Source organism: Pseudomonas sp. R3-41 (genome assembly GCF_054161485.1).
Genome location: NZ_CP096421.1, coordinates 3,951,938 through 3,966,847 on the forward strand (window position 1 = coordinate 3,951,938; position 14,910 = coordinate 3,966,847).

General features: G+C 60.2%; 13 protein-coding genes. 8 read left to right on the forward strand and 5 right to left on the reverse strand.

The genetic code is table 11. The features are described 5' to 3' along the window. Positions 1 to 13 precede the first annotated feature (13 nt). From M1D99_RS17335 to M1D99_RS17350, 4 genes are all read left to right on the forward strand, one after another. A complete protein-coding gene (locus M1D99_RS17335; protein ID WP_207966555.1) occupies positions 14 to 991 on the forward strand; it encodes a heme utilization protein in 978 nt (325 codons plus the stop codon). 235 nt (positions 992 to 1,226) lie between these two features. Further along, complete coding sequence (locus M1D99_RS17340) at positions 1,227 to 1,907, forward strand: C39 family peptidase (RefSeq protein ID WP_186707659.1); 681 nt, start codon at positions 1,227 to 1,229, stop codon at positions 1,905 to 1,907. Positions 1,908 to 1,965: 58 nt separating this feature from the next. Beyond that, positions 1,966 to 2,712, forward strand: coding sequence for a hypothetical protein (locus M1D99_RS17345; protein ID WP_411384779.1), 747 nt, complete (start codon positions 1,966 to 1,968; stop codon positions 2,710 to 2,712). 46 nt (positions 2,713 to 2,758) lie between these two features. Next, positions 2,759 to 4,039 carry a hypothetical protein gene (locus tag M1D99_RS17350; protein ID WP_434570648.1) on the forward strand — a complete coding sequence of 427 codons (1,281 nt, stop codon included), beginning with the start codon at positions 2,759 to 2,761 and terminating at the stop codon, positions 4,037 to 4,039. 161 nt (positions 4,040 to 4,200) lie between these two features. Here the strand turns inward: M1D99_RS17350 and M1D99_RS17355 are convergent, their stop codons facing one another. Then, positions 4,201 to 5,526, reverse strand: a complete 1,326-nt coding sequence (locus tag M1D99_RS17355) for a sigma-54 dependent transcriptional regulator (RefSeq protein ID WP_186707656.1) — start codon at positions 5,524 to 5,526, stop codon at positions 4,201 to 4,203. A 341-nt stretch (positions 5,527 to 5,867) separates the two neighbouring features. Between M1D99_RS17355 and M1D99_RS17360 the strand changes: the two genes are divergently transcribed. Continuing rightward, complete coding sequence (locus M1D99_RS17360; protein WP_013693488.1) at positions 5,868 to 6,134, forward strand: hypothetical protein; 267 nt, start codon at positions 5,868 to 5,870, stop codon at positions 6,132 to 6,134. A gap of 183 nt (positions 6,135 to 6,317) precedes the next feature. Then, positions 6,318 to 7,607, forward strand: a complete 1,290-nt coding sequence (locus M1D99_RS17365) for a hypothetical protein (RefSeq protein ID WP_458130500.1) — start codon at positions 6,318 to 6,320, stop codon at positions 7,605 to 7,607. A gap of 89 nt (positions 7,608 to 7,696) precedes the next feature. Here M1D99_RS17365 and nhaA read toward each other — a convergent pair whose 3' ends face one another. The 4 genes from nhaA to gnd all read right to left on the reverse strand — a co-directional run bounded on the left by nhaA (position 7,697) and on the right by gnd (position 12,381). Continuing rightward, complete coding sequence (gene nhaA, locus M1D99_RS17370) at positions 7,697 to 8,872, reverse strand: Na+/H+ antiporter NhaA (protein WP_458132149.1); 1,176 nt, start codon at positions 8,870 to 8,872, stop codon at positions 7,697 to 7,699. A 169-nt stretch (positions 8,873 to 9,041) separates the two neighbouring features. Further along, the gene (locus M1D99_RS17375) at positions 9,042 to 9,863 is read right to left on the reverse strand and encodes an HAD family hydrolase (protein ID WP_458130501.1); all 822 of its coding nucleotides are present in this window, start codon (positions 9,861 to 9,863) and stop codon (positions 9,042 to 9,044) included. After that, complete coding sequence (gene zwf, locus M1D99_RS17380; RefSeq protein ID WP_186707652.1) at positions 9,860 to 11,380, reverse strand: glucose-6-phosphate dehydrogenase; 1,521 nt, start codon at positions 11,378 to 11,380, stop codon at positions 9,860 to 9,862. The genes M1D99_RS17375 and zwf overlap by 4 nt, the downstream gene beginning before the upstream one ends. Continuing rightward, the gene (gene gnd, locus M1D99_RS17385) at positions 11,377 to 12,381 is read right to left on the reverse strand and encodes a phosphogluconate dehydrogenase (NAD(+)-dependent, decarboxylating) (protein WP_446533917.1); all 1,005 of its coding nucleotides are present in this window, start codon (positions 12,379 to 12,381) and stop codon (positions 11,377 to 11,379) included. Before gnd ends, zwf begins: the two co-directional genes overlap by 4 nt. Before the next feature lie 252 nt (positions 12,382 to 12,633). Here gnd and M1D99_RS17390 point away from each other — a divergent pair, with 252 nt between their 5' ends. Both M1D99_RS17390 and M1D99_RS17395 read left to right on the forward strand, forming a co-directional pair. Further along, positions 12,634 to 12,807: a DUF6026 family protein gene (locus M1D99_RS17390; protein WP_013693491.1), complete on the forward strand. Its 174-nt coding sequence runs from the start codon at positions 12,634 to 12,636 to the stop codon at positions 12,805 to 12,807. 361 nt (positions 12,808 to 13,168) lie between these two features. Continuing rightward, positions 13,169 to 14,908 (forward strand): phosphoethanolamine transferase CptA, encoded by a 1,740-nt coding sequence (locus tag M1D99_RS17395; protein ID WP_458130502.1) that lies wholly within the window; start codon positions 13,169 to 13,171, stop codon positions 14,906 to 14,908. Positions 14,909 to 14,910: the final 2 nt, after the last annotated feature.

Here is a 14,910-nt window from a genome sequence, read left to right on the forward strand (position 1 = left end):
AAGGAGAAACACCATGAAACCTACAATGGCACTCAAACCATTGGTTTTCGCTCTCGCCGCTGTCATGGCAATGGCTGCACAGGCCGATGGACGGGGCAACGGTAACGGCCACGGTAACGGCCACGGCAATCAAGGCCCAAGAGGTCCCTCGTTCGAACAGTTGCTCTCGATCACGGCCGGGGCTGGCGCCACCGTACTGGATGTGCAGAACAGCGATGGCAACACCGTGACCAACCAGGCCACCCGCAACACCGCTGAAGCCACTGATTCGCTCAATGGCAGCAACGGCAACATGGGCGCCAACATCGCGGGCGGCGACGGTAACCAGCAAGACAACGCCGCCGCGCTGGCCACTGCTGACGAAAGCTTCATCTTCGGTTCGGCTGTTGCTGTTTCCAGCGCCACGCAAGTCAATAGCAACAACTATGTCAAAAACAACTCGACTCAAAACAATGCCTCGCTCACCAATGCCGGCAACGATGGCTCCGGTAATATCGGCATCAACGTGACCGCCGGCAACTTCAACCAACAGAAAAACAACCTGGCCATTGCCGTATCGGGTGGCCGTGTCGCAGAAGCTGCCGCTTCGGCCGATCAGTCCTCCAGCGGCCTTGTGGTGGACAACAAAGGCGTGCGGACCTACAAGACCGATACCCTGACCAGCACCTCCAGCGCCTCCGGCACGTTCAAGGCCAAAGGCACCGGTACCGTCGAAGACGACGGCGGCTGGGGCAACAAAGGTGGCTACGGCGGCGGCCACGATGACGACAAGTTCAAGTTCTCCGCCGTGGGGACTTTCGAACTGGCCGGCAGCAACACCCAGCAGGTGCTGACCCGCGACGGTTGGAAAAACCCTGTGATCAACAACGCCACCATGACCAACTCCATGAACGGCTTCTCCGGTAACGGCGGCGCCAACGTGTCGGCGGGCGTGGGCAACCAGCAAAGCAACTCGCTGTCCATCGCGGCTGGCTGCAAGGCTTGCATGTAAGCGCGGGTGAAACGGAGCCCCGGCAACAGCAATGCTGTTCCCCTAGGGTTTGGATGAATCTTGTGGCGAGGGAGCTTGCTCCCGCTCGGTTGCGCAGCAACCGCAAAAACTTGGGGCCGCTCCGCAGCCCAGCGGGAGCAAGCTCCCTCGCCACGGACTCATTTCAATGCTCTAGACGAACGGTGCCGCTGGGAAACGGGGCTTTTTTCCCGGATGTCCACCAGGCGTATTGATCATGCGTGTCACTGCCGTTTCCCTGTTGCTCTGCCTGGCCTGTATGGCCGAAGCGGCGCAGATGCCGGTCGCCGCCCTGCCTGGCGGCATGCTGGTCTACAAACCGGTGCAAAGCGTACGCGAGCGCAAGTTCAGCGACATCGTCGAACAGAAAACCGACTTCAGTTGCGGCGCCGCCGCCCTGGCGACGGTGCTACGCCAAGCCTATTGGCTCGACGTCGATGAAGAGCACGTCATCAAAGGCATGCTGGTCAATGCCGACCATGACCTGGTTCGCACCCAGGGCTTTTCCATGCTGGACATGAAGCGCTACGTGGAAACCATCGGCATGCGTGCCCGAGGCTACCGGATACCGCCGGAGAAACTCGAAGCGGTGACGATCCCGGTGGTGGTCCTGATGGAAATACGCGGCTACAAGCACTTCGTGGTATTGCAGCGAGCCGACAAGCAATGGGTCTACATCGGCGACCCGGTGCTGGGGCACAAACGCTATTCCCACGATGAGTTCGTCAAAGGCTGGAACGGCATCGTCTTCGCGATCGTCGGCCCGGGCTATGACAAGACCAATGCCCTACGCAGCCCTCCTCAACCCCTGACAGCCCGTAACAAGCTGGACGGTTTCAACCCGGTCAGGGATGCGGAACTGATGGATTTCGGCTTCATACAGAGCGACTTTTTCTAATCGCCGACCACTGCCAACAATAAGTACAAAAAGGAGCAGGACGCTCCGGGAGCAGCACATGAAAACTTCACACTGGCTGTCGCTGGCCTGCCTGCTCGCGACCGCCTCGGGCTATGCCCATGCCGGTTTCAAACCCATCGAGGTCAAGGACCAGGAGCTCGCCGAGCTGCGCGGTCGTTATGTCATGCCCGGCCGCGTCATCAGCTTCGGCATCGTCATGAGCAGTACCTGGCGCAACGCCAGCGGCGACCTGATCGGCGCCAGCAGCACCATGCAAATCCAAGCCGCCACCGTGAAACCCGAGTTCTATGTCTCCACCATCAAGCAAACCGGTAACGGCAGCGTCCCGGAACAGGGCAGCGGCAACATTACCGGTGGCGCCGGCCTTGGCACGAGCCAGGGCGTGACCCAGAGCGTGCGTGCCGCCGGCGACGGCAACACGGCCTACAACAACGTCAACATCAATGTGAAGGAGAGCAACCAGGCGCCCGCGCTTGTCCCCTCCCAAGGCCAACTGTTGACCAAGGGCCAGACCATCAGCGGCAGCAATGCCGCCGGCAGCGTCGCGGTCACTGCCACCGGCAACGGCGTGCAGATGGCGATCCAGGCCAGCCACAACCAGGGCGGCACCTTGCAACAAGTGGCCCAGGGCGGCTTGCTGCAAAACACCCGCTTGTTGGGCAACAGCAACCTGGTCAACAACATGACGCAGCTCAACGTGGTGCTGAACAACAACGGCCCCAGTGCCGGCGCATTGGACTGCAACCTGACCCAACTGCGCGGCCTGCGTAACCTCGGTTATTGAACTACGCTGGTTTCCGATCATTGGGCAAATAGGGACGGCATATTTCATGTATCGATCCGTATCGTTGCGCGCTGTGATGTGTTTAAGCACGTTATTCCCGGCGGCCGTGTTACAGGCGGCCCCGGATGCCGAAATAGAAGCCCTGAAGCAGCAGCTTCTAGAGCTAAAGCAACGATACGAGGTCCAGCAAAAGGCCCTGGCGGTGCTCGAGCAGCGGGTTCGCCAAGTAGAGGACCAACCCGCCGCGCCACAACCCAAGCGCCTGGCCAAATCCCCGGCCGACATGAAAGGCAACCAGACCGCCGGCGGTGCTGCGACAACAGCGGGCGGCAGCGGCTATGGGCAATCCCTGGCCGACGATTCCCAGCCGGCCCAAAGTGTCTCCAACCTCTATGACGAGGCCAGCGGCTTCTTCGGCGGCGGCAAGTTCAGTTTCGAGACCGGCGTGACCTATTCGCGCTATGACACGCGGCAACTGATCCTCAACGGCTTCCTGGCCCTGGATTCGATTTTCCTGGGCAACATCAACCTCGACCGAATCAAGGCCGACACCTGGACGCTGGACCTTACCGGTCGCTACAACTTCGACAATCGCTGGCAGTTCGACCTCAATGTGCCGGTGGTCTACCGCGAATCCACCTACCAGTCAGGCGGCGCGAACAACGGTGCGGCCGGGGTCACCAGCGAAGAAACCGTGACCCGCGACCCGACCATCGGCGACGTCAATTTCGGCATCGCCTACAAGTTCATGGATGAGTCGATCAACTCTCCGGACGCGGTGGTCACCCTGCGGGTCAAGGCCCCCACCGGCAAGGATCCGTTTGGTATCAAGCTGCGCCAATCCCAGGCCAACACCAACCTTTTCGTGCCTGACGACTTGCCCACCGGCAACGGCGTCTGGTCGATCACGCCCGGGCTCTCGCTGGTCAAGACCTTCGACCCAGCCGTCCTGTTCGGCAGCCTTTCCTACACCCATAACCTCGAAGAGTCATTCGACGACATCAGCTCCACGGTCAACCAGAAGACCCCGGGCAAGGTGCGGATCGGCGACAGCTTCCAGATCGGCGCGGGCGTTGCCTTTGCGTTGAACGAGAAGATGAGCATGTCGTTCTCGGTCTCCGACCTGATCCAGAAGAAAAGCAAGCTCAAGCAGGACGGCGGCGACTGGGAGTCGGTGACCTCCAGCGACGCCAATGCCGGCTACTTCAATATAGGCATGACCGTCGCCGCGTCCGACAACCTGACCATCGTGCCCAACCTGTCCATCGGGCTGACCGACGATGCGCCGGACTTCACCTTTAGCCTGAAGTTGCCGTATTACTTCTGATGTCCTGAGGGATATGTGATCGGCACATAGCCCAAAGACACTGCAAAACCACTGTGGGAGCGGGCTTGCTCGCGAAGGCGGAGTGTCAGGTTAATCAATATCACTGACACACCGCCTTCGCGAGCAAGCCCGCTCCCACAATGAGTTGTGTGTAGGCAGTTCTAGCGAATCTGGTGTTTGTGCAGCAGACGATAGAACGTCGGCCGGGACACGCCCAATACCCGCGCCGCCACGCTCAAGTTGTCGCTGTGACGGTTGAGCACATCGCTCAGGGCCTGGCGCTCGGCGCGGGTCTTGTAATCCTCCAGCGTACCCATCGGCGCCGCGATGCCCTGCTGGCTGGCCAGGCCGAGGTCCCGGGCTTCGATCTGGCGCCCTTCGGCCAGCACCAACCCGCGACGGACGCGATTGGCCAACTCCCGCACGTTGCCGGGCCAGTCGTGCATGCCCATCGCCACCAGGGCATCGTCACTGAAGCTGCGGGGACGACGGCCGGTTTCCCGGCTGTAGAAATGGGAAAAGTGACTGGCCAACATCGCCAGGTCGCCATGGCGTTCGCGCAAGGGTGCCATGACCACTTGCAACACATTCAAGCGGTAATACAAGTCCTCGCGAAATCGCTTGTGCTCGATGGCCGCCTCAAGGTCCACGTGGGTGGCCGCCAAGACCCGCACATCGACGGCGATCGGCTGGCTGCCGCCAACCCGCTCAATGTGTTTTTCCTGGAGGAAACGCAGCAAGTTGGCCTGCAACTCCAACGGCAGGTCGCCAATCTCATCGAGAAACAACGTACCCCCGTGGGCCGCCTCGATCCGTCCGATCTTGCGTTGGTGAGCGCCGGTAAATGCGCCCTTCTCATGACCGAACAATTCGGACTGGATCAAGTGCTCCGGAATGGCGCCGCAGTTGATGGCGATGAACGGCTTGTTGCGCCGATGCGACTGGCAATGCAGGGTGCGCGCCACCAGTTCCTTGCCGGTGCCGCTCTCACCGCGAATCAACACGGGCGACTCGGCCGGCGCCAACTTGCTCAACAACTTGCGCAGTTCGCGAATCGGCTTGCTGTCGCCCAGCAGTTCATGTTCGGGCTGGTCGATGTGAATCGAGCCCTGGCCCCGCAGGCGCGCCATGCCAAACGCCCGGCCCAGGGTCACCTGGACCCTGGACACGTCAAAGGGCAAGGTATGGAAGTCAAAAAACCATTCGCAGACAAAATCACCGACGTTTTGCAGGCGCAAGACTTCCTGGCTGAGCACGGCGATCCACTCCGTGCCGCTACGGCTGATCAACTCCTTGACCGCTTCCGGGCGCTCCAGGTGAAACGGTTGCAAGCGCAGCAGACCGACGTCACAGGTCCGATCGCCGGCGTGTTCAAGGGCGCAACTGTCCACATCCCACCCAATGCTGCGCAGCCCCGGCAACAGGCGATGACAATCGTCGCAGGGATCAACCACGAGCAGACGACGTGACGTACTGGCTTCGATCATGACTGATCCTTGGCGCCAAAATAAGGAAATATGATTAGAAACAGTCGTTTGGCAAACCTGCATGTAACAGTAGCAAGAAGTTGACGCGCCCTTGTATCAATTGATTATCGAGATCACGTTAAAGTGGTTATAAGCGAGCGTTTCGTTAGTTGTCACAGGCGTTTTTCTTTCAGGGTGCTTTCAAACAAAAGAGCAAAAGCCTGGTCTGAAAGAAAATCGAAATTTATTTAACTAATGTGTGACCCGCCTACGGGTTCGGGACATCAGTACAAGTAACCAGCCGCACGGTACGCCCAACCGACGGCACATCATTTGTTTGGGCACACTGAAGAGAAAACGCCATGAACGCCCCGCTCCGTATCAACGAAGCTCTTTTGATTGCCGACCGCGCATTCCGTCCATTCCAATGCGTGGCCTGGGCTCCACAAGACGGTAACGGTGAACTTAGCCTGACCGTCATCGACCGCACCAATACCCATATTGGCCGCACTCAGATTCCAAGCAGCGCCTATACCGACCCGGTCCAACTGGCCGATCTGTTGAAACAGGCCCGTGCCGAATTAAGCCAGGAAGGCTACACCTTGCAATCCTGGTCGATGCCGGAATAAACCTCGATACAGCCTGCTATCGATTGCAGGCTTGGCATTGGGTTGTAAAGCCAGTGTTATGGCACGCATCGCCCCTGTAACTGTAGAACCTGACAGTTGTGCATTGGCCCGTTCAGGGATTGAATGTTGCCCTCATGCAGTCATCGCCCTTTCGGGCCGGTCGACACGCAAGGAGAGGCAGGCATGCTCAACCAGTTCGCGTTCGTGCTCCCCAAGGCCATGGCCCACCCCGGGCAACTTGATCCAGGCTTTGCCGTCAACGGCAAAGCCTGGGTTCATTTCGAAGACAGCACCTCGAGCCTGATCACCGGATTGACCCTCGACCGAGCCGGACGAATCCTGGTGGCAGCCAGGATCGAGACGGCCCACGGCAGCCGATTCGGGCTGGCGCGACTCAACCCTGACGGTTCGACCGACCCGGTTTTCGGCACCCGCGGCTGCGTGATCGACGCGTTTGACCACGGCTTCGAAGCGACGGCAGGCAAAGTGATCGAGCTGCCCGACGGGCATATCCTGCTGTCGGGCCTGCACTACGAAAACAACGAGCACACCCTGCCCGCCCTGGCGCTGTTCGATCCGCAAGGCCGTGCTGTCCAGAGCTTCGGCAACGCCGGCCGGCACATCATCCGGCTCTGCGGCAATCTCTCCCAAGGCCTGCGCGATCCCTGGCTGCCGCCCGGCGTGCCAGGTCTCGAGGCCTGCGACATGCAAGTGCAGGCCGATGACCGGATCCTTTTGCTCGCCAACCATCATTACCAATTGTCCGACCATGTCGGCGTACTGATCCGACTCCTGCCGGACGGGGCCCTGGACACCTCATTCAACGGTCGCGGTTTCGTGATGGTCCGACGCTTGTTGAAAAACACCTGGCTCGGCTGCCTGACACTCCAGGCTGACGGCCATATTGTCGTCGGTGGCGCCATCGACCTGCCCCAGCAGGGCTTGATAGCCCGCTATGACAGCAGCGGCAGGCTCGATGACAGCTTCGGCGAAAATGGCTTCCTGTCCATCCTGGCCCAAGGTCACAGCGCGATGGTCAGCCAGATCGTTGAGGATGGGAATGGTGATCTGCAGGCGTTCGGCAGCAGCCGCGATCCGATGCATTGCCTGTCTCTGAAAGTTCGCCCGGACGGCAAGCCGGACCGTCAGTGCAATCAAGGCCAGTGCCAGCTCATGGCGATCGGGCGCAATGCCAGCCAGTGGACCGCCGCCCAGCTTCAAGCGGACGGCAAGCTGTTGACCGCCGGCGCCACCATCGGCGGAATCGAAGCCGATTTCGTGCTCGCCCGGCATTTGCCGGACGCCAGCCTCGACCCGGATTTCGGCCAGGGCAAAGGCTGGGTACGCACGCGACTCGGCTACAGCCTGGACACCGCCACCGCCCTGGCGGTGCAGGCTGATGGCAGAATCCTGGTAGGCGGGTACTCGCTCCAGGGGCATTATCGAGCGGTGGTTGCGCGGTATTGGGCCTGAGCAGTATCCCCTGGTTTGGCACTAGTGGTCGGCGTATGCCGCCATTGAAGCTTGCCTAACTGAAAAGCCCGCCATCAGGCGGGCTTCATTCATGCCTTCGAAGAGGCGCAGAACCGCAACACCAAGATACCCGCGAGTGCGGCCAAGGTAGAACCAGCCAATACGCCAACTTTCACTTCATCGATCAACAACTGGGCACCGGGGAATGCCAGATTGCCGATGAACAAGCTCATCGTGAAGCCAATGCCACACAGTAACGCCACCCCATACACTTGCCGCCACGAGCTATGGGTCGGCATTTGCGCCAGTCCTAACTTGATCGCTACCAGCGCGAAGGTGAAGACACCTATCTGTTTACCCAGCAACAATCCGGCAGCAACGCCCAGAGGCACAGGATCAAGCAAGTTGCTCAGGGACACCCCTGCCAGAGAAACACCGGCGTTGGCGAAACCAAAAATGGGCATGACGACGAAAGCAACCCACGGCGACAACCGCTGCTCAAGCCTGAGCAGTGGAGACTCCGCTTCGGCGAGGTCTTTGTTCAACGGGATACAAAACGCAAGCGCGACACCCGCCAAGGTCGCATGCACGCCTGACTTGAGAACCAGCACCCAGAGCACCACGCCCAGGACCAGATAAGGCAACAACCGGGCGACTCCTGCCCTGTTCATGATGAGCATCACAGCGATCACTGCGGCGGAGGCGGCGAGCATCACCACATCCAGGCCGGAGGTATAGAACACGGCGATGATAGCGACCGCGCCCAAGTCATCCAGTATGGCAAGCGCAGAAAGGAAAACCTTCAGGGACATAGGAACCCTGTTGCCCAGCAGCGAGAGCACGCCCAGCGCAAACGCGATGTCGGTGGCGGCAGGAATGGCCCAACCCGCCAATGTTTCAGAAGAGCTTCTGTTAACCCAGGCATAAATGAGCGCGGGTACAATCATGCCCCCCAGCGCAGCGAAACCCGGCAGCGCCCTCTGGCTCCATTTGGCCAGTTCGCCAACCTGCATTTCTCGCTTGATTTCGAGTCCGACCAACAAGAAGAACACGGCCATTAACGCATCATTGACCCAGTGTTCGAGTGACATTCCCAAAAAGGACGAATGCAGCACACCGGTATAGACCGGCAACAATGGGCTGTTAGCAACGATCAGCGCGGCGAGCGCCGAGAGTATGAGCACGATGCCGCCCGAGGTCTCCGCCTGCATGAAGCGCTCCAATGGCGTGGCCTTACGATTGCCCTGAGTTGAAGTGTTCCCCATCATTCCCTCCCATAATCCGATCAAGCAGGGATTCTACCCAATACTTGGACGAACTGTGGCAGTTGTCTTACAACCAGTTCAGAGCAAGGAAGTCTAAGGGCATGGATCCAATTCCATTGCGCAAGCCCCATAGCGGGCAGGTAAGCCAGGCGCATGGCTTGCAAGTGCATTATCGCGGCAGGATGTAGCGCTCGATCGCCAAGGCCGCGCCGTCTTCGGTCACGGCGGCGGTCACGACATCGGCCTGACGCTTGATAGCCTCTTCCGCCTGCCCCATCGCAATGGACAATCCCGCCCGGTGAAACATCGCCGGGTCATTGCCGCCGTCCCCCATCGCTGCGGTCTGCTCCAGCGGCACCCCCAGGAACTCGGCCAGCGTCGACAATGCCTCGCCCTTGTTCGCCTTCATCGCCGTCACGTCGAGGTAGATCGGTTGCGAACGCGACACCTGGGCCTGGCCCTTGAGCAGCGGGTGCAGCCGAGCCTCCAGTTCCACCAGCAGGTCGGTGTTGGCGCTGGTGGCGACGATCTTGTCGATCCGCTCCAGATACGGCTCGAAACTCTCGACTTCTACCGGCGGATAGCCCAGGCCGCGGGTCTCCACCGGCACCATCGGGCCGTTGGCGTCGCGCACCAGCCAATCGCCATTGGCGAAAACCCAGACCTCGATGCCAGGCTGATCGGCGTACAGCGCCAGCGTGGCCAGCGCAGCCTCGGGCGGCAGGTAATGGACCGCAAGGAAGCTGCCGTCGGGATGAACCAGCGTGCCGCCATTGAACGCCGCCGTAGGCAGGTCGACGCCCAGGGCCTCGATCTGCTGCAACATGGCCCGCGGCGGTCGCCCGGTGGCGAGGCTGAACAGCACACCGGCCTCACGCAACGAGCGAACCGCTTCAATGGTGCGCTGGTTGAGACTGTGATCAGGCAGCAGCAGCGTGCCGTCCATGTCGCTGAGTAAAAATCGGATGGGATGCTTCACCAGATCACTCATCCGAGGCCATGCCAGACGCGACTGTCGCGGGTCAGCAAATCATCGGCGGCCGCCGGGCCATCTTCCCCGGCCTTGTAGGGCTGGACCGTCGCGTCCTGCTGCCAGGCATCGAGGAACGGCTGCACGGCGCGCCAGCCGTTCTCGATGTTGTCGGCGCGCTGGAACAGGGTCTGGTCGCCAGTCAGGCAATCGTAGATCAGGGTCTCATAACCCGTGGATGGCTGCATTTCGAAGAAATCCTTGTAGGCAAAGCCCAATTCGATATTGGCCATGTCGAGGGCCGGCCCCGGCCGCTTGGCCAGCAGGTCGAACCACATGCCTTCATTGGGCTGAATCTGGATTCTCAAGTACGTCGGTTGCAGTTCGTCGACTTCGGTGTCGCGAAACTGCGCGTAAGGCGCCGGCTTGAAGCAGATGACGATCTCCGTGTCCCGCACGCTCATGCGCTTGCCGGTGCGCAGGTAAAACGGCACGCCCACCCAGCGCCAATTATCGATCATGACCTTGAGGGCGACGTAGGTCTCGGTGTTGCTGTCGGCAGCGACGTTGGCTTCCTGGCGATAACCGGTCACAGCCTTGCCGCCGATTTCACCAGCGGTGTACTGGCCGCGGATCGAGTTGGCGCGGGCCTGTTCCACCGACCAGGGCCGGATCGCCCCGACGACCTTGGCCTTTTCCCCACGTACCGCGTCAGCACCAAACGCCGCTGGCGGCTCCATGGCCACCATCGCCAGCAATTGGAAAAGATGGTTCGGCACCATGTCCCGCAGGGCGCCGGTGTGTTCATAAAAACTGCCACGGGTTTCCACGCCGACGGTTTCGGCGGCGGTGATTTGTACGTGGTCAATGTAGTGATTGTTCCAGAACGCCTCGAACAGGCTGTTGGAAAAGCGGCTGACCAGAATGTTCTGCACCGTCTCCTTGCCCAGGTAATGGTCGATGCGATAGATCTGTTTCTCGCTCATGACCTTGAGCAGGCAGGCGTTCAGCGCTTCGGCCGTTTGCAAGTCGGAACCGAAGGGTTTTTCGATCACCACCCGCCGGAAAGCCCCCTCCTGCTCCTGAAGCAGCCCGGCCGCACCGAGGCGGCTGACCACTTCACTGAAAAAGCGCGGCGCGGTCGCCAGGTAGAAGACCGCGTTGCCGGTACCGCTGGCGGCGATTTTTGCCGCCAGCGCCTGGTAGGTACCGTCATCGAGGAAATCACCCTGGACGTAGCTGATGCCCTGGGCCAACTTGGCCCACAGCACCGGGTCGAGCGCGCGGGCGGCATCACCGCCCTTGCTCGCCGCTTCGTTGCGGATGAAATCCTCGAGTTTCTTGGCAAAATCCACATCGCTGATGGCGTTGTGGTCAACCCCGATGATGCGCAGCCCATCGCCCAGCAGACCGTCGCGACTGAGGTGGTAGAGCGCCGGCATCAGCAGGCGCTTGACCAGATCACCATGGGCGCCGAACAAAAACAACGTGGTCGGCGGCGCGGGTTCTGCCTTGGATTTGCTGGCGATCGAGGTCATTTTTTCGGCGTCTCCACGTGGCCGCCAAAGCCGAAGCGCATCGCCGAGAGCATTTTGTCGCCGTAGGTGCTTTGCTGGCGCGAGCGGAAACGGGCGAACAGCGAACTGGACAGGACCGGCACCGGCACCGCTTGCTCGATGGCGGCCTCGATGGTCCACCGCCCTTCACCGCTGTCGGCGACTTCACCGGAAAAACCCTCCAGTTTCGGATCGCTGGCCAAGGCGTCGGCGGTCAAGTCCAGCAGCCAGGACGAGACCACGCTGCCACGGCGCCAGACTTCGGCGATATCGGCCACGTTCAGGTCAAAACGCTGCTCCGGTGGCAGGCTTTCGCTGGATTTGGTCTTGAGGATGTCGAAGCCTTCGGCGAAGGCCTGCATCATGCCGTACTCGATGCCATTGTGGATCATCTTCACGAAATGCCCTGCACCGGCCGGGCCTGCGTGGATGTAGCCGCGTTCGGCGCGGTCATCGTCGGATGTGCGGTCACGGGTGCGCGGAATGTCGCCCATGCCCGGTGCCAGGCTGTCGAACAGCGGGTCCAGGCGCTTCACCACCTCGGCCTCACCGCCAATCATCATGCAGTAGCCGCGCTCCAGGCCCCAGACACCGCCGGAAGTACCGACATCGATGTAGCTCAGGCCTTTTTCCGACAGGGCCTGGGCGCGACGGATGTCGTCCTTGTAGTACGTGTTGCCACCATCAATGATCACGTCGCCCGGCTCGAGCAGCTCGCTGAGGACGTTGATGGTGTCTTCGGTGGGTGCGCCGGCCGGCAGCATGACCCAGACCGCTCGTGGCTTGTCCAGGCCGGCGACCAGTGCCGGCAGGTCCGCGACGCCCGTTGCGCCTTCCTGGCTCAGGTTTTCGACAAAAGCGGTATTGCGGTCATAGACGACGGTGGTGTGCCCATTGAGCATCAGGCGCCGCGCAATATTGCCGCCCATGCGGCCCAGTCCAATGATCCCGAGTTGCATGTGCTGATGCTCCCTACTACAAATAAAGGTGTGTCAAAGGTTTAGCTCAAGGGGACTTGTGGAGGCTAGTCCAGAGCATTGCTGCATAGTTTCCGGGTAAATCGCCCGATCACAAAGGATAACGTTCAAAAACCGGCCGAAGACACGGCGACCATGAAAAATAAAAAAGTTCCATTCACGAGCAAAAGTATTCAGAATCGGCGCCGATAAAGAGGTGTCGACCAAAAAAACTGGCGACATCTCTCTAGTTGATGTACGCCATTTGCGAGGTGAGCAATGGGCCCAGTCGTTACCGCACGTCCTCCCCAAACCCTTTATGTGACCATTCGTCGCGATGAATTGCGCCTACTCAAGGAAGAACGCGATCTACTGCTTGATGAAGTGACGCAACTGCGCATGCAGCTGCAACACGCACAGCTGTCCCACCAGAGCCAGTCCCTGGCTCGGTAATCGCCACAGAGGCATAACGTCGGGAAAGTGGCACCAGCCCCAAGCCGGTGTCACCCATACACCCTCTATATAACGGCGCTAGCTGTGGCGGGGGAGCATGCTCCCGCTCGGTTGTGCAGCAACCGCCGAACCTTTGGGGTCGCTACGCGACCCAGCGGGAGCAAGCTCCCTCGCCACAGGATGGGGCGCCTCTCGCCTGTCTTGATTGCCTGATTCACTCCCACCTGCGTTTTGTAACCGAAAAACTAACAAAGTTTTCACAACCGGCTCGTAATACTCCCCGCCTTTAAGATTGCTCGGCGTATGCCTGCGGCCACCAGTCCGGTGCCAGCAGCTTCGTCGACAGAGGCTGGAGCGCTTGATGAGCTTGTTCAAACGCAGCAAAACGACTGCGAAAGGTTTCGACTGGGCCGGATTCGGCTGGCTGTTTCTGTTCTTCTGGTACTTCTCGGGTATCACCCAACTACTCATTCTGCTCAGTGACACCTCGGGTTTCGCCGGCTTTCGCCAAGCGTTCGTGATGAGTGCGGTGTGGCTGGCGCCCCTGCTGCTTTTCCCTGCCCGTACGCGCTTACTGGCGGCATTGATCGGCGTGGTGCTGTGGGCTTGCTCCATGGCCAGCCTGGGCTACTTCTTCATTTACCAGCAAGAATTTTCCCAAAGCGTCATCTTCATCATGTTCGAATCGAACGTGTCTGAAGCCGGCGAGTACCTGACCCAGTATTTTGCCTGGTGGATGGTGGCGGCGTTCCTGGCCCATACCGCCGTGGGTTATTGGCTCTGGACCCGCCTGCGCCCGGTGTACCTGCCCCGGCGCCAGGCCGTGGTTGTCGCAACCGTCATCGTGCTCGCCGTGGTCGGTTATCCGCTAGTCAAGCAGACCCTGCGCACCGGCAGCTTCGCCCGTGGCCTGGAGAAGTTCGAAAACCGGATCGAGCCGGCGGTGCCCTGGCAGATGCTGGTGGCCTACCGTCGCTATGGTGAGCAGTTGGAAAACATGCAAGGCATGCTCCACAGCGCCAGCAAGATCCCTCCCCTGAGCAACCTCAAGGACGGCATGGCAGAACAGCCGGCCACCCTGGTGCTGGTGATCGGCGAATCCACCAATCGGCAGCGCATGAGCCTCTACGGTTACCCGCGGGAAACCACACCGGAGCTGGATAAGCTCAAGGACCAGCTGTCGGTGTTCGACAATGTCATCACCCCGCGCCCCTATACCATCGAAGCACTGCAACAGGTGCTGACCTTCGCCGACGAACAGAACCCGGACCTGTACCTGAGCACGCCTTCGCTGGTGAGCATGATGAAGCAGGCCGGCTACAAGACTTTCTGGATCACCAACCAGCAGACAATGACCAAGCGCAACACCATGCTCACGACCTTTTCCCAACAGGCCGATGAACAGGTGTACCTGAACAACAACCGCAACCAGAACTCCGCGCAGTACGATGGCGACGTGATCGAGCCGTTCAACAAGGCCCTGGCCGACAGCGCGCCGCGCAAGCTGATCGTGGTGCACCTGCTAGGCACCCACATGAGTTATCAATACCGGTACCCGCCGACGTTCAACAAGTTCACTGATCGCCAGGGCGTACCGGCGAGCCTGCGTGATGATCAGGTCCCGACCTACAACAGCTACGATAACGCGGTGTTGTACAACGACTTCGTCGTCTCCAGCCTGATCAAGGATTACGCCAGGACCGACCCCAACGGTTTCCTGCTGTACCTCTCGGACCATGGTGAAGACGTGTTCGATTCGCAGGGTCACGGCACGCTGGGCCGTAACGAAGCCAAGCCGACAGCGCCGATGTATACCATTCCCTTCATGGCCTGGGCTTCGCCCAAGTGGCGCGAAAACCATGACTGGAACTTTGCCGGCGATCTGTCACGGCCCTACAGCAGCTCGCACCTGATTCACACCTGGGCAGACCTGGCCGGCCTGAGCTTCGATGAACTTGACCGCAGCAAGAGTCTGGTCAGCGATGACTTCAAGGCCCGTCCGCTGCTGATCGGCAATCCATATGAAGCCCCGCGCAGGGCTCTGATCGACTTCAGCCTGATGCAGCCCAAGGCGCCCTTGGCTGAAGTGGTGCAAAAATAATC